Source organism: Achromobacter sp. JD-1, from assembly GCF_038594925.1.
Taxonomy (GTDB): Bacteria; Pseudomonadota; Gammaproteobacteria; order Burkholderiales; family Burkholderiaceae_B; genus Achromobacter; species Achromobacter spanius_C.
In genome coordinates, this window is record NZ_JBCGCS010000001.1 from 586,172 (window position 1) to 608,082 (window position 21,911).

Below are 21,911 nucleotides of genomic sequence, written 5' to 3' on the forward strand. Positions count from 1 at the left end.
AGCCCTAAAACCGCCAGCTACGCCTGGCGGTTTTTTTATTGCCGATAGCGTGCCGCTATCCCCTGCATTGCATCAGCCACTTTGACGAAGCACGCCAAATCATGGATTATCCAAGCTTATTCTTTGATAAATAAAAGAGAGAATCATGAAGGCGAAATCCGGGGCATGGGCGGCAAGCGCCATCGTGCTGGTGTTGGCAGTGGCGGGCGGGCTGGCGTGGAAGTACGGCCAGGCTTCGCAGCAGGACGTATGGGCGATGGCGCCCGCCAAGGTGGCCGTGGCGCCCGCGGTGCAGGCGGCATTTCCCATGGGCTTGAGCGGAATCGGGTCATTGGAGGCCACGCGCCAGGTGCAGGTGCCGGCGGAAGTGGACGGCCGCGTCACGCAGATTCTTTTCACGGCGGGCCAGCAGGTCAAGGCCGGCCAATTGCTGGTGCAGATGAACGATGCGCCCGAGCAAGGCGAACTGGCGCGCCTGCAAGCCCAGGCCCGCAATGCCCGCGCCTTGCTGGAACGCACGCGGCGCCTGTTGCCGCAACAGGCAGCCACGCGAGAACAGTTGGAGCAGGCGCAGGCGGACTACGACCAGGCTGCCGCCGACATCAAGCGGGTGCAGGCGCTGATCGAGCAAAAGCGCGTCAAGGCGCCGTTCGACGGCGTGCTGGGGGTGCGCCGCGTCAACCTGGGTCAATTCACCCGGGCGGGCGACGCGCTGGTATCGCTGACGGACGCCTCTACCGTGTACGCCAACATCACCTTGCCCGAACAGGCGTTGGGCGTGGTGCGTACCGGGCAGCCGGTTTTGGTGACGGTGGACGCCCATGTCGGACGTGAATTCGCCGGCCAGGTGACGACGGTAGAGCCGCAAGTGGACGCGGGATCGCGCACGGTGCGGGTGCAGGCCACGTTGGCCAATGCCGACGGAGCGCTGGCGGCCGGCATGTTTGCGCATGGCCGCATTGGCCTGCCCGACCGCCCCAACGTGATCACCGTGCCCGAAACCGCCGTCAGCTACAGCGCCTATGGCGATTCCGTGTTCGTGCTGGCGCCCTCCAAGACCGGCCAGGAAGGCGCCGCCACCACCGTGCGGCAAGCCTACGTCAAGACCGCCGAGCGCGTGCGCGGCCGGGTGGTCGTGACCGACGGGCTGGAAGCGGGTGACCAGGTGGTGACGTCCGGCCAACTGCGCCTGCATAACGGCGCGGCGGTTGAAGTCATTTCCTCCGATACCGTGGCGCCATCCGTGGCGCAAGCTGATTGACGCGGCGGAGGCAAACATGACTTTCACCGATCTCTTCGTGCGCCGGCCGGTGCTGGCCCTGGTGGTCAGCACCCTGATCCTGCTGCTGGGCATCAAGGCGCTAAGCGGTCTGCCGGTGCGGCAGTATCCGTTGACCGAAAGCACCACTATCACCATCACCACGCAATACCCGGGCGCATCGCCCGAGCTGATGCAGGGCTTTGTCACGCAACCCATTGCGCAATCCGTGGCCACGGTGGAAGGCATCGACTACCTGTCGTCGTCGTCCACTCAGGGCCGCAGCGTCATCACGGTGCGGATGAAGCTGAACGCCGATTCCAACAAGGCCATGACCGAGGTCATGGCCAAGGTCAACGAGGTCAAATACCGGCTGCCGCAAGACGTCTACGACCCGGTGCTGGTCAAGTCCGCGGGCGAGGCGACCGCCGTGGCCTATGTGGGCTTTTCCAGCACCACGCTGTCGTTGGCGGCGCTGACCGATTATCTGTCGCGCGTGGTGCAGCCGCAGTTGTCGTCGATTGACGGCGTGGCCAGCGTGGAACTCTACGGCGGCCAAAAGCTGGCCATGCGCGTATGGCTGGACCCGAACCGCATGGCGGCTCGCGGCATTTCGGCGGGCGAACTGGCAGAGGCGCTGCGGGACAACAACGTGCAGGCGGCGCCGGGGCAGGCCAAGGGGCTGTATGTGGTGTCCAACATCCAGGTCAACACCGACCTGGTGAATGTGGCGGAATTCCGCGACCTGGTCGTCAAGCGCGACGGCGACGCATTGGTGCGGCTGGGCGATGTGGCCACGGTGGAACTGGGGGCGGCGTCCACCGATTCCAGCGGCCTGATGGACGGCGAACCGGCCGTCTACTTCGGCCTGAACGCCACGCCGGTCGGCAACCCGCTGGTTATCGTCAAGCGCTTGCAGGAGCTGCTGCCCAACATCAAACAGAACCTGCCGCCGGGCACCAGCGTGCAGGTGCCCTTCGAGCTGGCGCGCTTCATCAGCGCGTCCATCGACGGCGTGATGCAGACCCTGCTGGAAGCGATTGCCATCGTGGTGGTGGTGATCTTCCTGTGCCTGGGTTCGTTGCGCGCGGTGCTGATTCCTGTCGTCACCATTCCGCTGTCCATGTTGGGCGGGGCGGCCATCATGGCGCTGTTCGGTTTCAGCGTGAACCTGTTGACGTTGTTGGCGATGGTGCTGGCCATCGGCCTGGTGGTGGATGACGCCATCGTGGTCGTGGAGAACGTGCATCGGCATATCGAAGAGGGCAAATCGCCCGTGCGGGCGGCGTTGATCGGCGCGCGTGAAGTGGCGGGGCCCGTGATCGCCATGACCATCACGCTGGCCGCGGTGTATGCGCCCATCGGCCTGATGGGCGGGCTGACCGGGTCGCTCTTCAAGGAATTCGCCTTTACGCTAGCGGGCGCGGTGGTGGTGTCGGGCGTCATTGCGCTGACGCTGTCGCCCGTCATGAGTTCGTTTCTGCTGAACAGCCGTGTGTCCGATGGCTGGATGGCGCGCCGCGCCGAGCACTTCTTTGGCCGCCTGGGCAACGCCTATGGCAGTGTGCTGGACGTGTCGCTGCGGCACCGCTGGGTGACGGGGCTGATCGCGGTGGCGGTGCTGATCAGCCTGCCGTTCCTGTACAACGCCGCGCAGCGCGAGCTGGCGCCGGTGGAAGACCAGTCCACCGTGCTGACCGCGATCAAGTCGCCGCAGCAAGCCAATATCGATTACGTGGAGAAGTTCGGCAAGAAGTGGGACGACGTCATGAAGACCGTGCCCGAGCAGAAGGGGCGCTGGCTGATCAACGGATCGGATGGCGTGTCCAACAGCATCGGCGGGGTCGACTTCGTGGACTGGCAAGACCGCGAGCGCAGCGCCGACGAGATCCAGGCGCACATGCAGTCATTGGCCAATCAGGTGGAAGGCAGCAACATCTTTGCGTTCCAGTTGCCGTCGTTGCCGGGATCCACCGGCGGCCTGCCGGTGCAGATGGTGCTGATGAGCGCGGCCGACTACCCGGTGGTCTACGAGGCCATGGAAGGCTTGAAGAAAGCCGCGCGCGAAAGCGGCCTGTTCATGGTGGTGGATAGCGACCTGGACTACAACAACCCGGTGGTGCAGTTGAAGGTGGACCGCGCCAAGGCCAACAGCCTGGGCGTCACCATGAAAGCCATCGGCGACACGCTGGCGGTGCTGGTGGGCGAAAACTACGTCAACCGCTTCGGCATGGACGGGCGTTCGTATGACGTCATTCCGCAAAGCCAGCGCGAACACCGCGTGTCGCCTGAAGCCTTGGCGCAATTCCACGTCAAGAGCGCCAGCGGCGCGCAGGTGCCGCTGTCCAACCTGGTGTCGGTGTCCATGGGCGTGGAACCCAATTCGCTGACCCAGTTCAACCAGCTGAATGCCGCCACCTTCCAGGCCATACCGATGCCCGGCGTCACCATGGGCGACGCGGTGAAGTTCCTGTCGGCACAGGCGCAGCGCCTGCCCGCCGGCTTCAGTTATGACTGGCAGTCGGATGCGCGCCAGTTCAGCCAGGAAGGCTCGGCACTGATGATCACCTTCCTCTTCGCCATCATCGTCATCTATCTGGTGCTGGCCGCGCAGTACGAAAGCTTGCGCGACCCGTTCATCATTCTGGTCAGCGTGCCCATGTCGATTTGCGGTGCGTTGATTCCGCTGGCGCTGGGCATGGCCACCATCAACATCTATACGCAGATCGGCCTGGTGACGTTGATCGGCTTGATCAGCAAGCACGGCATCCTGATGGTGGAGTTCGCCAACGAGATGCAGCTCAGCCACGGGCTGGACCGGCGCGCGGCGATGGAGCAGGCCGCCCGCATCCGGCTGCGTCCCATCTTGATGACGACGGCCGCGATGGTGATGGGGCTGATCCCCCTGCTGTTCGCCACGGGGGCCGGCGCGCACAGCCGCTATAGCCTGGGCCTGGTGATCGTGGTGGGGCTGTTGGTGGGCACGCTGTTCACACTGTTTGTGCTGCCCACCGTATACACGGTGTTCGCGCGCGACCACCGGGCCGCCAACGACACGCCGCGCGCCCGCGAATTGTTGGCGGCGCAGGCGGAAGACGCCCGCCCGGCGACCACGCATTAAGGATGCAAGCATGACTCATATTCTTAGCCCCTATCGCCTGCGCCGCGTGGCGGCCGGTTTGCTGGCCACGTTGGCGCTGGCGGGCTGCGCTGTTGGCCCTGACTACCAGGCGCCACAAGCGGCGCCCGTGGTGCTGGCCAGCCCCGAACAAGCGCTGTTTTCGGCCGCGCAACTACAACGAGACTGGTGGAAGCAATTGCAAGACCCCCAGTTGGACCGGCTGGTGGATCTGGCGTTGAGCCGCAACCACGACATCCGCATCGCCCAGGCCCGTCTGGCGGAATCCCGCGCGGTGCTGGATGAAAAGGAACTGGACCGCTTGCCCGCCGTAACACTGAACGGTGGCTACGAACGCAGCCTGTCGCAAGCCAATGCCGGCACGGCCGGCCAGCGCAATCTGGCCCAAAGCTACCGGGCGGGCTTTGACGCCACCTGGGAGCTGGACCTGTTTGGCCGGCTGCAACACGCGGCGCAAGGCGCGGCGGCGCGCAGCGAAGGGCAAGCGGCGGACCTGGCCCAGACGCGCATCGTGGTGGCGGCGGAAGTCGCCCGCAATTATTTCGAACTGCGTGGCGCCGAGCAGCGCCTGGCCGTGGCGCAGGCAAATCTGGACAGCCAGCGCGACAGCCTCCGCGTGACGCAGGCTTTGGTTGCGGCGGGCCGTGGTGACGAAGGCGACCTGGCCAGCGCGCGCGCCGAACTGGAAACCGTGCAAGCCAGCGTACCGCTGCAGGTGACGGCCCAGCGGTTGGCGCGCTACCGGCTGGCGGTGCTGGCGGGGCTGCGGCCGGTGGAGCTGGCTGATCTGGACGCGGGCAAGCCGCTGGCGCCCTTGGCTACCCGCCTGCCGATTGGCGACGTGGCGGCATTGCTGTCGCGACGGCCAGACGTGGCCGCGGCCGAGCGCAACATGGCGGCCGCCAACGCGGACGTGGGCGTGGCCACCGCCGAGCTTTATCCGCGCATCGATCTGGGCGGCTTCCTGGGCTTTGTCGCGTTGCGCGGGGCCGACTTCGGGTCTGCCTCAAGCCGGGCGTTCAATGTGACGTCGGGTCTGAGCTGGCCTGCCCTGCATCTGCCTACCGCGCTGGCCCGCAAGCGCGCGGCGGTTGCGCGGTCGGAAGGCGTGGTGGCGCGCTACGAGCAGACGGTGCTGCGGGCGGTGGAAGAACTGGAGTCGGCACTGACTGAATTCGGCCAGACACAGCAGCGCCTGGGCAACCTGGCGCAGGCGGCGGCCTATAGCAGCCGCGCGGCCGAGCTTGCGCAACTGCGCTATCGCGAGGGCAGCGCGCCGTATTTGACGGTGCTGGACGCGCAGCGTACGCTTTTGCGCGCCCAGGACGCCGTGGCGGTGGCCGAAACCGAGTCCTATACCCGCCTGGTTGCGCTGTATAAGGCCGTGGGCGGAGGTTGGCAGGCGCCAGGCCAAGCGGAATCGGCTGAGATCATGGCACCATAGGAACCCTTGCCCGGAGTATCGATATCGTCATGTCTGACAGCCCGTCCCACCCCGTCACCTGGATGCCGCATCAGCCGGCGGATCGCGTGCTGATGATCTTGAAGACGCGCGGCCCGCAGTCCACCGCGGTCATCGCGAAGGCCATGGACGTGACCGGCGAGGCCGTGCGCCAGCAGATGACGCGCCTGCATGCCGACGGGTTGGTCGATTCCGAAAGCCACAGCGCCGGGCGCGGCCGGCCCACCCAGATCTGGTTTTTGACCGAGGCCGGTCATGGCCGCTTTCCCGACACGCATGCTGAAATGACCGTGCAGATGATCGGCGCGGTGCGTCAGGTGTTTGGCGACGAGGGGGTGGAAAAGCTGATCCAGGCGCGCGAGGGCGCCATGCTGGACGGCTATCGCAAGGCGATGGCGGGGGCAACGGATTTGCAGGCCCGCTTGGAACGCCTGGTGCAGGTGAGGTCAGCCGAAGGTTATATGGCGGAATTGCGTGCTGACGGTGACGGCTTTTTGTTTATCGAAAACCACTGTCCCATATGTTCGGCGGCCAAAGCCTGTATGGGGTTTTGCCGGAGCGAGCTGGAGCTGTTCCGCAAGGTGTTGGGGGCGGGGGTGAGGGTAGAGCGCGAAGAGCATATTCTTGGCGGGGCGCGGCGGTGTGCGTATCGGGTGGGGGCTGATTGATGGGTTGCGCGCGATGGGCAGTAGGGTATTTGTGTCGGGCGGGGCGCGCTTCACCCATCCTACGCGGGCTTAGGCGTTGCCCATGCCGCCGAACAAGCGTTACCCATGTGTCCGAACGGGCGTTACCCATGTCCCCGAACAGGTTTCGTGTCGGTTCCCGATCCATGCGGCGTCGTACATCCTATTTGACGTTTGCGTATGACTCTCAAGCAACTTGAAGCGTTTTACTGGGCGGCTACCTGTGCCAGCTTTGCTGTGGCGGCTGAGCGCCTGCACCTGTCGGTGTCGTCGCTGTCCAAGCGCATCACCGAACTTGAGGAGGCGCTGGGCCAGCCGCTGTTTGATCGCAGCGGGCACAAGGCCGTGCTGACCGACGCGGGGCAGCGACTGGTGCCGCAGGCGCGTGAGTTGTTGGCGGCGGCGGACCAGGTGCGCGCGTCCATGGCTGAAACGCCGGGCTTGCGTGGCCGCTGTCGCTTCGGCGTGGGCGAACTGACCGCGTTGACCTGGCTGCCACGGCTGATCGGTGTGGTGCGCGCGGCGTATCCCGACCTGGTTCTGGAGCCGTATGTGGACATCGGCCAGGTGCTGGAACAGCGGGTGGCCGACGGCGAACTGGATTTTGCTGTCATCGCGGGCAGATCCTCGCGTGCGAATATCTCTTCCACGCCGATTGGCGAGGCCCGCTTTGCGTGGGCCGCGGCGCCCGCCGTGCTGGACGGTGAAACCCGCATGACCCCGGCCTTGCTGGCCCGCTTGCCGTTGGTGATGCTGCCGGCGGGTGCGGGCACGACCCGCATCATTGACGATTGGCTGGCGGGGCGCGAGGCGGTGGGCGAACGCCTCTGCTGCAACAACTGGGGCGCCATCGTCGGCCTGCTGATCGAGGGCACGGGCGTTGGGTTGATACCGGAGCACTGGGCCCGCGCGCTGCAAGCCGAAGGCAGCCTGCGCCTGCTGCAAGGCGACCCCGAACCCGCCGCCTTGCCCTATGCGTTCCAGCAGCGTCGCGATGATGCCCGCCCACTGGTCGCCCGTCTGCGTGAATCGGTGGCGGCGGCCGTGGACTTTTCCGCGCCTTGCCGCTTGCCCTGACCCTGCCGCCCAGCTTGCGCGGCAGGCGTCCGCAAGGCGGCCGATCCCTGCCTGCGTGCCGGGGCCAGGCCCGCGCCCTCTATACAATCGCCGCGCGCCTGGCGCAGAATCCAACAAGATGCATCGACGGAGATCTTTCATGCGTAAACTTTGCCTCGCCATGGCCATGGCGGGAATGCTGGCTAGCGGCCTGGCGCAAGCCCAGTCCACCCTTCGTATCGGTTTGCAGGACGATCCGGACGTGCTGGACCCAGCGCGCGCGCGCACGTTCGTGGGCCGCATTGTGTTCGCCTCGCTGTGCGACAAGCTGGTTGATATCTCGCCCGATCTGAAGTTCGTGCCGCAGTTGGCGCAGTCCTGGACGATCGGCCCCGACAATAAAACCCTGACGTTCAAGCTGCGCACCGACGCGGTCTTCCATGACGGCACGCCGGTCAACGCCGCCGCCGTCAAGGCCAACCTGGATCGCGCCCGCACGCTGCCCGACAGCAACCGCAAGAGCGAGCTTGCCACCGTGGCCAGCGTCGATGCGCTCGACGAACACACCGTTGTGCTGAACCTGTCGCAACCCGACGCCTCGCTGCTGTCGCAGTTGTCCGACCGCGCCGGCATGATGATGTCGCCCGCCAGCTTCGACAAGGATCCCGGCGGCAAGCCGGTGTGCTCGGGCCCGTACCAATTCAAGGAGCGCGTGCAGAACGACCGCATCGTGCTCGAGAAATTTCCCAAGTATTGGGACGCCGCCAACTACCATTTCGATCGGCTTATCTTCACGCCGATTCCCGACACCACCGTGCGCCTGAACAACCTGCGCGCGGGTGATCTGGACATCATCGAGCGTGTGGCGCCCAGCGACGCCAAGGCGGTGAAGGATGACGGCAGCCTGCGCCTGGCGCCCGTGACCGGCCTGGGCTTCCAGTCGATCTCGATCAATCTGGGCAACGGCGCGCGCGCCGACAACCCGCTGGCCAAGGACAAGCGCGTGCGTCAGGCGCTGGACCTGGCGATTGACCGCGATGTGCTGAACCAGGTCATCGGTGAAGGCATGTTCCAGCCCGCCTACCAACCGTTCCCGCCCGCCAGCTTCGCTTACAACACCGCCTTCGAACACAAGGGCCGCGACCCGAAGAAGGCGCAGGCGTTGCTGAAGGAAGCCGGTTTTGACCGCGTGAAGTTCGAGATCACCTTCGGCAACAACACCACCATGCAGCAGGTGTTCGAGCTGGTGCAGGCGATGGGTTCCGAAGCCGGCTTTGACATCACGCTGCGTCCGGTGGAATTCGCATCGCTGCAATCGTCGCTGGCGCGCGGCGATTTCCAGGTGGGCCAGAGCGGCTGGTCGGGCCGGGTCGATCCCAGCGGCAATATCCATCAATACCTCAGTTGCAAGGGCAATTTGAACGACGGCAAGTTCTGCGACGCCGGCGTGGACAAGCTGCTGAACGACGCGCGCGCCGAAGCCGACACGGCCAAGCGCCGCGCGCTGTACGACCAGGTGCTGACCAGCATGCAGGACCAGCGCCCCATCATCTATTTGTTCTACCTGCCGTGGACCTTCGGCGTGCAGAAGAAGGTGGAGGGCTTCGTGCCTTACCCTGACGGCCTGATCCGCCTGAAGGGTGTGACCATCGCCAAGAAGTAAGTTGGGCGACCAACGACGGGATCCGGATTCGGATCCCGTTTTTCTTATTCGCGGACGGTAGAAGCCTCCGCTACAGGACGCATCATGTTTACGACTCGCCCGGAAATCCTAGGCACCTTCGGTGTGGTGACCTCTACCCATTGGCTGGCCAGCGCGGCAGGCATGTCGCTGCTGGAACGCGGCGGCAACGCCTTCGACGCCTGCGCGGCGTCGGCTTTCGTGTTGCAAGTGGTGGAGCCCCATCTGGTCGGCCCGGCCGGTGAAGTGCCGGCAATTTTTTATTCGGCGCGCACCGGCAGGCTGGAAGTGCTGTGCGGCCAGGGCACCACGCCCGCCGCCGCCACACTTGAACGCTACCGCGCCGAAGGGCTGAAGCTGATCCCCGGCAATGGCCTGTTGGCCACGGTGATACCCGGCGCCTTCGACGCCTGGATGCTGCTGCTGCGCGACCACGGCACGATGCGTGTGCGCGATGTGCTGGAACCCGCCATCTATTACGCCGAGCACGGCCATGCGCTGATGCCGCGCATTTCCAACACCATTGCGGGCCTGAAGGATTTCTTCCAGACCCACTGGCCCACCACCGCCCAGGTCTATGTGCCGGGCGGCAAGGTGCCCGAAGCGCGCAAGCTGTTCCGCAACCCGGCGCTGGCGCGCACCTGGACCCGCGTGCTGAAAGAGGCCGAGAGCGTGGGCGCGGACCGCGAACGCCAGATCGAGGCCGCCCGCGACGCCTTCTACCGTGGCTTCATTGCTGAAGAGATCGATCGGTTCGCCCGCAACACGGACGTGATGGACGAAAGCGGCGCGACGCACCGTGGCGTCATCACGGCCGATGACCTAGCCGGCTGGTCAGCCAGCTACGACACGCCGCTGACCTACGACTACCATGGCTACACCGTGGCCAAGGCCGGGGCCTGGAGCCAAGGCCCGGTGTTTCTGCAGACGCTGGCGCTGTTAAAGGACATGGACCTGGCGGGCGTGGGGCCGAACAGCGTGGAATTCATCCACCGCGTCACCGAGGCCATGAAGCTGGCGTTTGCCGACCGCGAAGCCTATTACGGCGACCCGGCTTTCATCGACGTGCCGCTGGCGCACCTGCTGTCGGACGCGTATAGCGCCGAGCGCCGCGCGCTGATCGGTGAAATGGCGTCGCACGATTTGCTGCCCGGCAGGGTGCCCGGGTTCGAGGCGCAGGTTGCCCGCGTGATGGACACGCTGGAACGCCTGTCTCCGGTGTCCGCGCCTGGCAGCGCCACCAACGAGCCCACGCTGGCCGATATGCGTGCTTCCGACACGCGTGCTTCCAACATGCATGCCTCGGCCAAGCGCGGCGACACCACGCATGTGGACGTGATCGACCGCTGGGGCAACATGATTTCGGCCACGCCCTCGGGCGGCTGGTTCCAGTCTTCCCCTGTGATTCCCGAACTGGGTTTTGGCCTGAATACGCGTGCTCAGATGTTCTGGCTGGAAGAAGGCTTGCCCGGCACGCTGGCGCCGGGCAAGCGTCCGCGCACCACGCTGACGCCGTCGCTGGCGCTGCGCAATGGCAAGCCCTATCTGGCTTTCGGCACGCCAGGCGGCGACCAACAGGAACAATGGCAGTTGCTGTTCTTCCTGCGTCATGTGCACCATGGCCTCAACCTGCAGGAAGCGATTGACCTGCCGATGTCGCACACCATGCATTTCCCCACGTCGTTTTACCCGCGCGACCGCAAGCCGGGCCACCTGGCGGTGGAAGCCAGCTTTGGCGCCGATGTGATCGATGGCCTGCGCCAGCGTGGGCATCAGATCGAAGAGGTGCCAGCGTGGTCGGTGGGGCGTTTGACGGCCGCTTCGCGGGATGAAGACGGCCTCTTGCATGCGGCGGCCACGCCGCGGCTGATGCAGGCCTACGCCATCGGCCGCTGACCGTTCTGGAATCGGGCGCCGCGCCTGTGGCGCCCGGGTTCTTCGGTCTGTCCGGGCTGCGGGAATCATGCCGCCTTGCGGCGTTTTGCCGGCATGGGCTATCTTTCTTCCATGACCTCATCCGACCAGCGCCCACGCACCGGAGCGCGCTCCCTGACGGGACAAGAGCCCCTATTCATCGTCCTCAACACCGGATCGGGGCGCGGCGACGCGCAGGTCCTGCAGGACACCATCCGCGGCATTCTCGACGAGGCGGGCAGGCGCTATACGCTGATGGCCGTAGACGACCCCAAACGCCTGACCGAGACGGCGCAGGCCGCCGTCAAGCGCGCCCAGGACGAGCAGGGCGTCGTCATCGCAGCGGGCGGCGACGGCACGCTCAACGCGGTCGCCGCCACCGTGCTGGGTAAGGGCGTGCCGTTCGGCATCCTGCCGCAGGGCACCTTCAATTATTTCGGACGCACCTACGGAATTTCACAAGACACGGATGTCGCGCTGCGTGGCTTTCTTCAGGGGCACATCGAACCCGTGCGTGTCGGTCAGTTGAACGGCCACCTGTTCCTGGTCAACGCCAGCCTGGGGCTTTACCCCACGTTGCTGGAAGACCGCGAGGCCTACAAGCAGCGCTTCGGCCGCAGCCGGATGGTGGCGCTGTGGTCGGGGCTGGTCACCTTGCTGCGCGCGCCGCGCCAACTGCGGCTGCAACTGGAAGAGGAGGGACAGCTGCGCGACCTGCGCACGCCGACGCTGGTAGTGGGCAACAACAAACTGCAACTGGAACATATCGGCATCGAGTCCAGTGAACTGGAACGCAACCGCCTCGTGGCGATGACGGTCAAGCCCGTCGGTACGCTTGCGCTGTATGGGCTGCTGGTGCGCGGCCTGTTCAGTCGCCTGGGCGAAGCTGAACACGTCATCAGCTTCGGCTTTGACCGCATGCGGGTGCGGATACGCGGGCGCAACCGCGTCAAGGTGGCGATGGATGGCGAGATTTCCTGGATGAGCACGCCGCTCGAATTCAAGGTGGCCGATGAGCAACTGCCGCTGGTGGTGCCCGCTGACTCGCAATACCTGGACCGCTCATGACGCGGATACTGCAATTGTCCGACACGCATTTCGGTACGGAACGCAAACCCGTGGTGGAGGCGGCGCTGGATCTGGCGCGCGCGTTGAAACCTGATCTGGTGGTGCTCAGTGGCGACATCACCCAGCGTGCCCGACGCGCGCAATTCGCCGCGGCACGCCGGTTCATCGAGCGCCTGTCGCTGCCCGTGCTGGCCGTGCCGGGCAACCACGACATTCCGCTGTTCAACCTTTTCGCCCGCGCGCTCAACCCTTACGGTAACTACCGCCGGGCACTGGGGGCGGTGCTGGAACCCGTCTTTGAAAGCCCCGGGCTGCTGGCCATCGGCGTGAATACCACGCGGCCGCGCCGCCATAAGGACGGCGAGATCTCCGACGCGCAGATTGCACGCGTCGCGCAACGCCTGCGCCAGGCTCGGCCAGGCCAATTGCGTATCGTCGTGGCGCATCACCCCGTCCGGGCCAAGGTGGAATCCGACCTGTCCAACCTGCTCAACGGGCGCGAACGGGCGCTGGCGGCGTGGGCGCAGGCGGGAATCGACCTGGTCTTGGGCGGACATATCCATCTGCCCTACGTGCTGCCGCTATCGGCGGCGGGGCAGCCGGCCGGCTGGATCGTGCAGGCCGGTACGGCATGCTCGCGCCGGGTTCGCGGCAGCGTGCCGAATTCGGTGAACGTGATTACCCATGAAGGCCAGGACGGCCAGCAGCTTTGCCATGTCGAACGCTGGGACTATGCCGAGGGTACGCACGTGTTCGCGCCCGTCGACAAGACGCTGGTGACCACCTTATGAGCGAGGTGTATGCGCAATGGGCCGCGTCCCACGCGATGGAATTGTTTATCGCGCTGCCGGTGTTGGCCGGCGCGGCGGCGTTGTTGGTCGTCCGGGCGTTTGTCGGAGGCTCCGCCTTGACGCGCCGCGCCATGGTCGGCGCGGGCGTGTCGGCCGGCGTGGCGATCTTCCTGGTGTTGGCGGCGGCGGTACATAGCCGGGGGCGCGTCGTGGCGTTCGACGGCGCCTTGGCTGACGCGTTGAGCATGTCGATGGATGCGTCCTTGCTGTGGCTGCTGTCCTGGGTCACGTATTTGGGCGATCGCAACTTCCTTACCGTGCTCAGCGTGGCGATGACGCTGTATCTGCTTTGGACGGGACGGTGGCGGCTTGCGGCGTTTTGCGCCATCACCACGGGTTTGGGCGGGCTGCTTAACCGGGTGCTCAAAGTGACGTTCGAGCGCGTTCGCCCTGAGCACGACCATGGGTTTGCCGCCGCCATGGGCTGGAGCTTTCCCAGCGGCCACGCCTCGGCGGCCATGGCCGTGTACGGCACGGCCTGCTATCTGCTGTGGCGTCTGGCGCCTGCGTCGTGGCGCTGGCCTGGCGTGGCGGCTGCCGCGGCGCTGATCATGGCAATCGGCCTCAGCCGCATCTTGCTGCAGGTGCATTTCGCCAGCGATGTGACGGCGGGGTTTGCCGTCACCCTGGCATGGCTGGCGGTCTGCGTGGTGGTGGCCGAACGCTATTGCGGTTCACGCCGGGCAGAACAACAGCCGTAACAGCCTTGAGAGCCGCTGCGGCATGCTGCTTGCCTCGGCGGTTGCTCCGCCAAGGTTCGTGTAGCGGCCGCCCGCGCCGGCAATGGCTCGCTCCAGCCGCTGGGCGCGTTCCGGCGGCGGCGGGGCCAAGTCCACGATCCGCTTGCCCTGGATCGACGCCGTCACCTCGCCATCGCTGAACCGTTCCAGCGTGCGATCAACCTCGCGTTCGTGCGGCAAGGCCAGCACGATAGTGTCCGATTCCATCAACGCTTCACGCGCCGAGGTCGCCAAGGTGGCCGATCCGCGAAATTGCTCGCAGCGTTCCGGGTCGATGTCATACAGGGTCAACGCGATGTCCGGTTCGGCTTCCAGCAAGCTCCGGGCAGCCTGCGTACCGGTGTCGCCCATGCCCACAATGCTGATGCGCGGGCTCATGGCTTGGGCACGGACCATGTGCTTACGATATGGGCAAGCGGCTCGTCCGAGCCTGCGCCGGTCAGGATGACTTCGCCTGCCGACAGCCGGCCCACTTTCAGCAACCGGGCGTCGGCATGGATGGCCCCCGCCGGGCTTTTCCGCAGGAAGTTGATGGTCAGGCTGGCCGTGACGGCGTGGCTTTGACCCGTGGCGCCGACGACGGCGGCGTACATGGCCAGGTCCGCCAGGCCCATCAACATGGGGCCGGCGACGATGCCGCCCAGTCGCTGGTGCGCGTCGCGGGCAGGTAGCACCGCGCGGGCAGTGCCGCGGCCGATATGCAGTACGTCGATGCCCAGCAAAAGAGAGAAGGGGTGCTGGTCGGCCAGCAGAATGTGGAAATCGGCCAGGCTGATCAGGGGCGCGTCGGGGGCGGCGGCCAGTGGGGTAGCGATCATCGTTGCTCCAGAGCGTGGCAATACTGGTCCAGCAGCGTGTCGGCCTGCTGACCCAGGGATTTCAGGCGATGGGTATGCAGCAACAGCAATAGCCCCATCAGGTAGGTGAACACATTCATCTGTTCGACCGCCACGGTGGTCGCGTCCCAGCCTTTGGTGCGCGCCAGTGCGCCACCCAGCAGGTCCACGCATTGCCGCAGGCGTGCGTTCAGCTTTTCGTCCATGTCCCGGCCCAGCCCTCGGGGTCCCAGCCCCTGGAACAGGTACATGCCCAAGGAAAAATCGGTCGGGCGCCGGGCGTAATAATCGAAGAAAGCCTGGATCGCCTTGCGCGCGGCGTCCATCGCCGGAGCCGTGCTTGCCGCCTCGTCCAGGTACTCGTGCAACCGCCCCAGCGATTCATCCAGCAATGCGCCGTAAAGCGTTTCCTTGCCCGCGAACCATGGGTAAATGGCGCCCGTGGTGCAGCCGGCTTCCTTGGCAATGGCCCGTATCGTCGTGTTCTCCAGCCCGTCGCGCTCGAAGACTCGCTGCGCGGCGTCCAGAATCATCTGGCGTCGCAGCGCGTTGAGCCTTTCGTTTCTTTCGGTGCGGGCGGTTGGGGTGGTGGGCATGGAAGTGGCCGGAAATAGGTCGACGATGTGCGCTGATAATATCCACGATTTTTCTAAATAACAATGTTATTGAGCGCGTTGAGGACAAGCCGGAAACGGCACGCGCCCCACAGGCATTCGCAGGGATACCGGGGGGTAAATCCGGCTGAGGTCGCGGTGAAAGGGGGGTGAAAGAACCCCGTGCAAATGGACCCGATAATTAGGGGCAGGGCTGAAAGTCGCATGGATACGGGCTTGCCTCTTCAAGTGCGGGTAAGCCCTAACACCTGTGGTGCGCCGATCGCGCGATGTTGCAAGATCCCAACAGGGGTGTCGCAAACGAGCACTTTTCTGATGCCGACCATAGCCAGTCCCCCCGATTTTTGATGCAATAGCGTCAACTTCCCTTCGCGGAGTTAGGGGGGCGGCAGGCTGGTTTGCTGGATTGCTGCTCTTGTCACTCAAATCAACGGAGATTTCTTAAATGAAAAAGACTCTGCTCGCTGCCGCCCTGCTCGCCGGTTTTGCCGGTGTCGCCCAGGCAGAAACGTCTGTCACCCTGTACGGCATCATCGACACGGGCCTCGGCTACAACAAGATCAGCGGTGCTGGCGATGCCAATGGCAGCCGTTTCGGCATGATCAACGGCGTCCAAAACGGTTCGCGCTGGGGTCTGCGTGGTTCGGAAGATCTGGGTGACGGCCTGCGCGCTGTTTTCCAACTGGAATCCGGCTTTGATTCGGGTAACGGCCGCTCGGCTCAAGGTGGCCGTCTGTTCGGTCGTCAAGCCACCGTCGGTCTGGCCAGCGACAGCTGGGGCCAACTGGACTTCGGTCGTCAAACCAACATCGCGTCGAAGTACTTCGGCTCGATCGATCCGTTCGGCGCCGGCTTCGGCCAAGCCAACATCGGCGTTGGCCTGAGCGCTGCCAACACGCAACGCTACGACAACATGGTCATGTATCAGACCCCGTCGTTCAGCGGCTTCCAGTTCGGCGTTGGCTACTCGTTCAATGCTGACGACACCGACACCGCCGAAACCGGCTGGCGCACTGCCGACAACACCCGCGCGATCACCACCGGTCTGCGCTATGTCAACGGCCCGCTGAACGTGGCCCTGACGTACGACCAGTTGAACGCTTCCAACAAGCTGCCGACCGCTCAAACCGACGCGACCCCGCGTATGTACGCCCTCGGCGCTTCGTACGACTTTGAAGTTGTGAAGCTCGCCCTGGCCTATGGCCGCACGACCGACGGCTGGTTCGCTGGTCAAGGCGTGAACAGCGACGCTGGCAACATCGGCTTCGGTGGCAACCTGTTCGCAGACGGCTTCAAGTCGAACTCGTACATGGTTGGCCTGTCGGCTCCGATCGGCGGCGCAAGCAAGCTGTTCGGTTCGTGGCAAATGGTTGACCCGTCGAACGACAAGTTGACGGGCGGCGACGAAACGATGAACGTGTTCTCGCTGGGTTACACCTACGACCTGTCCAAGCGCACCAACCTGTACGCTTACGGTTCGTACGCCAAAGACTACGCCTTCATCGATGGCGTCAAGTCGACCGCTGTCGGCGTCGGTGTCCGTCACCGCTTCTAATCCACTGCAGGGCGCAAGCCCTGTCTGGATTTGAAACGCAAGCGAACGAACGGGCTGCGGCTCGTTCGTATGAAGCCACCCTTCGGGGTGGCTTTTTTTTGTGTTTTGGTCTGATTTTTGATGACGCGCAGGAGCTTGTCAGTTGAGTCCTGTATGCTTGCGCTTCTGCCTTGAAAACTGCGATTGTTCCATTTGAGGAATGCAGTCTTTCACCTCTTGTTCAAGCTACAGAGTTCAGCCGGAAGTAACCACGCGAATGCTACAATCCTAAGGTTTGCGCATTTGACGGACGCCTGAATGAACCTGCAACAGTATTTTCCCGTCCTGCTGTTTATCGTAGTGGCCACCCTGATCGGGTTCGCGCTTCTAACGGCCGGCTCCCTCCTTGGCCCGCGGCGTCCCTACGCTGAGAAGCTGTCGCCCTATGAGTGCGGCTTCGAAGCGTTCGAAGACGCCCGCATGAAGTTTGACGTGCGCTACTACCTGGTGGCGATTTTGTTCATTCTTTTCGACCTGGAAATCGCGTTCCTGTTCCCGTGGGCCATCGCCCAAGGCACAGTTGGACTCGTCGGTTTCTGGACGGTCATGGTTTTCCTAGCCGTGTTGACCGTCGGCTTCATCTACGAATGGAAAAAGGGCGCGCTGGACTGGGAATAAACCCCCCGGGGTTTTCTTCACCGCACGCTATCAGAGACGAATATGGCTATAGACGGCATTCTCAAGCAAGGGTTCATCACAACCAGCGCCGACAAGTTCCTTAATTGGGCGAAGACCGGCTCCATGTGGCCCATGACCTTCGGTCTGGCCTGTTGCGCGGTTGAGATGATGCACGCGGGCGCGGCCCGCTACGACCTGGACCAGTTCGGCATCATCTTCCGACCCAGTCCGCGTCAGTCCGATCTGATGATCGTTGCTGGCACGCTGTGCAACAAGATGGCGCCGGCGCTGCGCAAGGTCTACGACCAGATGCCCGAGCCGCGTTGGGTCGTGTCCATGGGCTCCTGTGCCAATGGCGGCGGTTACTACCACTACTCGTATTCAGTGGTTCGTGGCTGCGACCGCATCGTACCGGTAGACGTCTACGTGCCAGGCTGCCCGCCCACGGCCGAGGCGCTGGTCTACGGCTTGCTGCAAATGCAGAACAAGATCCGCCTGACCAACACGATTGCGCGCTGATCCTTCGCCCCGTCGGCGGCAGCCCTTGCCGCCGACCTTGCGAAACCAGCGTATCGGTTCACCTAAGCGTACAAGATGATGACCAGGCTCGAAACCCTGAAAAACAATTTGCAGACCACCCTCGGCGCCGATATCGCGCTGACCGAGGCGTTGGGCGAGCTGACGCTCGAAGTGCCCGCGCAGCAGTGGTTCTCGGTCTGCAACAAGCTGCGCACCGAAGCCGGCCTGCGCTTTGAAACCTGTATCGACCTCTGTGGCGTCGACTACCTGACCTGGGGCAACGGCACGCGCCAACTGCCCGAGGAACCCACCGCCAAGGTGCACCGCGCGCGCTTCGCCGTGGTGATCCACCTGCTTTCCATCGAACACAACTGGCGCCTGCGTGTCCGCACCTGGGCCGCCGACGATGAATTCCCGATCGTGGCGTCGCTGATGGAATGCTGGCCAGCCGTGGGCTGGTTCGAGCGCGAAGCGTTCGACCTGTACGGCATCGTCTTCGAAGGCCACCCCGACTTGCGCCGCATCCTGACCGACTACGGCTTCATCGGTCACCCGTTCCGCAAGGACTTCCCGCTGTCGGGTACCGTCGAAATGCGTTACGACCCCGAACAGCGGCGCGTCATTTACCAGCCGGTCACGATCGATCCGCGCGAGATCACCCCGCGCGTGGTCCGCGAAGACTCCTACGGCTTGGGGCGTTAAATCATGGCAGAAATCAAGAACTACACGCTTAACTTCGGTCCTCAGCATCCGGCCGCGCACGGTGTGTTGCGTCTGGTGCTGGAACTGGACGGCGAAGTCATCCAGCGCGCCGACCCGCACATCGGCCTGCTGCATCGCGCCACTGAAAAGCTGGCCGAGCACAAGACCTACATCCAGGCGCTGCCCTACATGGACCGCCTGGACTACGTGTCCATGATGTGCAACGAGCACGCCTACGTCATGGCCATCGAAAAGCTGCTGGGCGTTGAAGCCCCGCTGCGCGCCCAGTACATCCGCGTGATGTTCGACGAGATCACGCGTCTGCTGAACCACCTGATGTCCCTGGGTTCGCACGCACTCGACGTGGGCGCCATGGCCGTGTTCCTGTACGCCTTCCGTGAACGCGAAGACCTGATGGACTGCTACGAAGCGGTCTCGGGCGCGCGCATGCACGCGGCTTACTATCGTCCGGGTGGCGTCTACCGTGATTTGCCGGACACGATGCCGCAGTACGGCGACACCAGCAAATACCGCGGCGACAAAGAAATGCGCATCATGAATGACGCGCGTTCGGGCTCGCTGCTGGACTTCATCGAAGACTTCACCAACCGCTTCCCGGCCTGCGTCGACGAGTACGAAACGCTGCTGACCGACAACCGCATCTGGAAGCAGCGTCTGGTGGGCATCGGCGTGGTTGACCCCGACCGCGCCAAGGCGCTGGGTTTCACCGGCCCGATGCTGCGCGGCTCCGGCGTCGCCTGGGACTTGCGCAAGACGCAGCCCTACGAAGTCTATGACCTGCTTGATTTCGACATCCCCGTGGGTGTCAACGGCGACTGCTACGACCGCTACCTGGTCCGCATCGCTGAAATGCGTGAAAGTAACCGCATCATCCGCCAGTGCGTGGAATGGCTGCGCAACAACCCGGGTCCGGTCATGATCGAGAATCACAAGATCGCCCCGCCCAAGCGCACCGCCATGAAGACCAACATGGAAGAGCTGATTCATCACTTCAAGCTCTTCACCGAAGGTTTCCACGTGCCCCCGGGCGAGGCTTATGCCTCGGTGGAGCACCCCAAGGGCGAGTTCGGCATCTATCTGGTGTCGGACGGCGCCAACAAGCCTTACCGCCTGAAGATTCGGGCCCCCGGCTTTGTCCACCTGCAATCGCTGGATGAAATGTCGCGCGGTCACATGATCGCCGACGCCGTCACCATCATTGGTACGCAGGACATCGTTTTCGGCGAGATCGATCGCTGATCCGCCCAGACAGTCACGAGCACGCCCGCATAACCCGGATTCAAACTATGCTGCTTTCCGAACAGGCCTACCAGAAAATCGACCGAGAACTCGCGAAGTTCCCGGCCGACCAGCGGCAGTCCGCCATCATGGCCTCGCTTGCCATCGCGCAAGAAGAGAAGGGCTGGTTGGCTACCGAAACCATTGAAGATGTGGCCAATTACATTGGCGTCCCGCCCATTGCGGTGCAGGAAGTCGCCACGTTCTACAACATGTTCGACGTCAAGCCCGTCGGCAAGAACAAGATCGCCGTCTGCACGAACCTGCCCTGTGCCTTGCGCGATGGCGACCGTGCCGGCGAATACCTCAAGCGCAAGCTGGGTGTCGACTACCGCCAAACCACCGCCGACGGCCAGTTCACGCTGGTTGAAGGCGAATGCATGGGCGCTTGCGGCGATTCCCCCGTGCTGATCGTGAACAACAAGCATATGTGCGTGCGCATGACCGACGAGAAGCTGGACGCGCTGGTCGCGGCCCTCAAGGTGCAAGGAGAGTCGGCATGAACGCGCCCGACCTGTACAAGCAGTTCGCGCAGGGGCTGGACCCCAACCCGCTGAACGACGTGTCCAATTCGATGTGCTTGCACGGCCGCCACATCAAGCCGCAGATCATGGCTGATGTCGACGGCGCCAACTGGCGCCTCGAAGACTACGTCAAGCGCGGTGGCTACGAAGCCCTGAAGAAGATCCTGACCACCGGCATGAAGCCGGAAGACGTGATCGCCGAAGTCAAGGCGTCGGGTCTGCGCGGTCGTGGCGGCGCGGGCTTCCCGACCGGCCTGAAGTGGAGCTTCATGCCGCGCGCGTTCCCGGGCCAGAAGTACCTCGTCTGCAACTCGGACGAAGGCGAGCCGGGCACGTTCAAGGATCGCGACATCCTGCGCTTCAATCCGCACATCGTGATTGAAGGCATGGCGATCGCGGCCTACGCCATGGGCATCAGCGTCGGCTACAACTACATCCACGGCGAAATCTTCGAAGTGTATGAACGCTTCGAAGAAGCGTTGGAAGAAGCGCGCGCCGCCGGCTTCCTGGGCGACAAGATCCTGGGCTCGGACTACAGCTTCCAGCTGCATGCATTCCACGGCTACGGCGCCTACATCTGCGGCGAAGAAACCGCGCTGCTGGAATCGCTGGAAGGCAAGAAGGGCCAACCGCGCTTCAAGCCGCCGTTCCCGGCCAGCTTCGGCCTGTACGGCAAGCCCACCACGATCAACAACACCGAAACGTTCGCGGCCGTGCCGTGGATCATCCGCAACAGCGGCCAGGCCTACCTGGAAGTTGGCAAGCCGAACAACGGCGGCACCAAGCTGTTCTCGATCACCGGCGACGTCGAACGCCCCGGCAACTACGAGATTCCGCTGGGCACCCCGTTCTCGACGCTGCTGGAATTGGCGGGCGGCATGCGCGGCGGCAAGAAACTGAAGGCGGTGATCCCTGGCGGATCCAGCGCCCCGGTGCTGCCGGCCGACATCATCATGGAATGCACGATGGACTATGACTCCATCGCCAAGGCCGGCTCGATGCTCGGTTCTGGCGCGGTGATCGTCATGGACGAAACGCGCTGCATGGTGAAGTCGCTCTTGCGCCTGTCGTACTTCTATTTCGAGGAAAGCTGCGGCCAGTGCACGCCGTGCCGCGAAGGCACCGGCTGGCTCTACCGCATGGTGCATCGCATCGAAAACGGTCACGGCCGTCCGGAAGATCTGGACTTGCTGGACAACGTGGCAGGCAACATCATGGGCCGCACCATCTGCGCCCTGGGTGACGCCGCCGCCATGCCCGTCCGTGGCTTCCTCAAGCATTTTCGCGACGAATTCGCGCACCACATCGAGCATAAGTCTTGTGTGGTCCCGCAATATCTGTAGGTCTCAG

General features: G+C 64.2%; 20 protein-coding genes. 17 read left to right on the plus strand and 3 right to left on the minus strand.

Annotated elements, in window-relative coordinates:
- The first annotated feature begins 145 nt into the window (after positions 1-145).
- The 10 genes from WBR68_RS02715 to WBR68_RS02760 all read left to right on the plus strand — a co-directional run bounded on the left by WBR68_RS02715 (position 146) and on the right by WBR68_RS02760 (position 13,816).
- Positions 146-1,261, plus strand: a complete 1,116-nt coding sequence (locus WBR68_RS02715; protein ID WP_050448532.1) for an efflux RND transporter periplasmic adaptor subunit — start codon at positions 146-148, stop codon at positions 1,259-1,261.
- A 16-nt stretch (positions 1,262-1,277) separates the two neighbouring features.
- The gene (locus WBR68_RS02720) at positions 1,278-4,379 is read left to right on the plus strand and encodes a MexW/MexI family multidrug efflux RND transporter permease subunit (protein ID WP_050448533.1); all 3,102 of its coding nucleotides are present in this window, start codon (positions 1,278-1,280) and stop codon (positions 4,377-4,379) included.
- A 10-nt stretch (positions 4,380-4,389) separates the two neighbouring features.
- Positions 4,390-5,841, plus strand: coding sequence for an efflux transporter outer membrane subunit (locus WBR68_RS02725; protein WP_230693466.1), 1,452 nt, complete (start codon positions 4,390-4,392; stop codon positions 5,839-5,841).
- 29 nt (positions 5,842-5,870) lie between these two features.
- Positions 5,871-6,527 carry a helix-turn-helix transcriptional regulator gene (locus WBR68_RS02730; RefSeq protein ID WP_230693467.1) on the plus strand — a complete coding sequence of 219 codons (657 nt, stop codon included), beginning with the start codon at positions 5,871-5,873 and terminating at the stop codon, positions 6,525-6,527.
- A gap of 198 nt (positions 6,528-6,725) precedes the next feature.
- Positions 6,726-7,622, plus strand: a complete 897-nt coding sequence (locus WBR68_RS02735; protein WP_050448534.1) for a LysR family transcriptional regulator — start codon at positions 6,726-6,728, stop codon at positions 7,620-7,622.
- A gap of 139 nt (positions 7,623-7,761) precedes the next feature.
- A complete protein-coding gene (locus WBR68_RS02740) occupies positions 7,762-9,264 on the plus strand; it encodes an ABC transporter substrate-binding protein (RefSeq protein ID WP_230693468.1) in 1,503 nt (500 codons plus the stop codon).
- Positions 9,265-9,348: 84 nt separating this feature from the next.
- A complete protein-coding gene (locus tag WBR68_RS02745) occupies positions 9,349-11,178 on the plus strand; it encodes a gamma-glutamyltransferase family protein (protein ID WP_230693469.1) in 1,830 nt (609 codons plus the stop codon).
- Between the two features lie 111 nt (positions 11,179-11,289).
- Positions 11,290-12,264 carry a diacylglycerol/lipid kinase family protein gene (locus WBR68_RS02750; protein ID WP_050448568.1) on the plus strand — a complete coding sequence of 325 codons (975 nt, stop codon included), beginning with the start codon at positions 11,290-11,292 and terminating at the stop codon, positions 12,262-12,264.
- The gene (locus WBR68_RS02755) at positions 12,261-13,055 is read left to right on the plus strand and encodes a metallophosphoesterase family protein (RefSeq protein ID WP_050448537.1); all 795 of its coding nucleotides are present in this window, start codon (positions 12,261-12,263) and stop codon (positions 13,053-13,055) included. Before WBR68_RS02750 ends, WBR68_RS02755 begins: the two co-directional genes overlap by 4 nt.
- Positions 13,052-13,816 carry a phosphatase PAP2 family protein gene (locus tag WBR68_RS02760; protein ID WP_050448538.1) on the plus strand — a complete coding sequence of 255 codons (765 nt, stop codon included), beginning with the start codon at positions 13,052-13,054 and terminating at the stop codon, positions 13,814-13,816. The genes WBR68_RS02755 and WBR68_RS02760 overlap by 4 nt, the downstream gene beginning before the upstream one ends.
- On the opposite strand, the gene WBR68_RS02765 is transcribed toward WBR68_RS02760, so the two are convergent.
- The 3 genes from WBR68_RS02765 to WBR68_RS02775 are packed head-to-tail and all read right to left on the minus strand — an operon-like array spanning position 13,790 to position 15,287.
- On the minus strand, positions 13,790-14,233 hold the full coding sequence (locus WBR68_RS02765) for an NAD(P)-binding domain-containing protein (RefSeq protein WP_050448539.1): 444 nt from the start codon (positions 14,231-14,233) through the stop codon (positions 13,790-13,792). The two genes, WBR68_RS02760 and WBR68_RS02765, sit on opposite strands and share 27 nt — an antisense overlap.
- Complete coding sequence (locus WBR68_RS02770) at positions 14,230-14,673, minus strand: PaaI family thioesterase (RefSeq protein WP_050448540.1); 444 nt, start codon at positions 14,671-14,673, stop codon at positions 14,230-14,232. Before WBR68_RS02770 ends, WBR68_RS02765 begins: the two co-directional genes overlap by 4 nt.
- Positions 14,670-15,287 carry a TetR/AcrR family transcriptional regulator gene (locus WBR68_RS02775; protein ID WP_230693470.1) on the minus strand — a complete coding sequence of 206 codons (618 nt, stop codon included), beginning with the start codon at positions 15,285-15,287 and terminating at the stop codon, positions 14,670-14,672. The genes WBR68_RS02770 and WBR68_RS02775 overlap by 4 nt, the downstream gene beginning before the upstream one ends.
- 463 nt (positions 15,288-15,750) lie before the next feature.
- Between WBR68_RS02775 and WBR68_RS02780 the strand changes: the two genes are divergently transcribed.
- The 7 genes from WBR68_RS02780 to nuoF all read left to right on the plus strand — a co-directional run bounded on the left by WBR68_RS02780 (position 15,751) and on the right by nuoF (position 21,904).
- Positions 15,751-16,860 carry a porin gene (locus WBR68_RS02780; RefSeq protein WP_050448542.1) on the plus strand — a complete coding sequence of 370 codons (1,110 nt, stop codon included), beginning with the start codon at positions 15,751-15,753 and terminating at the stop codon, positions 16,858-16,860.
- A 297-nt stretch (positions 16,861-17,157) separates the two neighbouring features.
- Positions 17,158-17,517 (plus strand): NADH-quinone oxidoreductase subunit A, encoded by a 360-nt coding sequence (locus tag WBR68_RS02785; protein ID WP_006217959.1) that lies wholly within the window; start codon positions 17,158-17,160, stop codon positions 17,515-17,517.
- Positions 17,518-17,559: 42 nt separating this feature from the next.
- Positions 17,560-18,036: a NuoB/complex I 20 kDa subunit family protein gene (locus tag WBR68_RS02790; protein ID WP_006217960.1), complete on the plus strand. Its 477-nt coding sequence runs from the start codon at positions 17,560-17,562 to the stop codon at positions 18,034-18,036.
- Between the two features lie 75 nt (positions 18,037-18,111).
- Positions 18,112-18,738, plus strand: coding sequence for an NADH-quinone oxidoreductase subunit C (locus WBR68_RS02795; protein WP_050448543.1), 627 nt, complete (start codon positions 18,112-18,114; stop codon positions 18,736-18,738).
- A 3-nt stretch (positions 18,739-18,741) separates the two neighbouring features.
- The gene (locus tag WBR68_RS02800; RefSeq protein WP_006217962.1) at positions 18,742-19,998 is read left to right on the plus strand and encodes an NADH-quinone oxidoreductase subunit D; all 1,257 of its coding nucleotides are present in this window, start codon (positions 18,742-18,744) and stop codon (positions 19,996-19,998) included.
- Between the two features lie 47 nt (positions 19,999-20,045).
- Entirely contained in the window at positions 20,046-20,540 is a 495-nt protein-coding gene (gene nuoE / locus WBR68_RS02805; protein WP_006217963.1) for an NADH-quinone oxidoreductase subunit NuoE, read from the plus strand.
- The gene (gene nuoF, locus WBR68_RS02810; protein ID WP_050448544.1) at positions 20,537-21,904 is read left to right on the plus strand and encodes an NADH-quinone oxidoreductase subunit NuoF; all 1,368 of its coding nucleotides are present in this window, start codon (positions 20,537-20,539) and stop codon (positions 21,902-21,904) included. Before nuoE ends, nuoF begins: the two co-directional genes overlap by 4 nt.
- Positions 21,905-21,911: the final 7 nt, after the last annotated feature.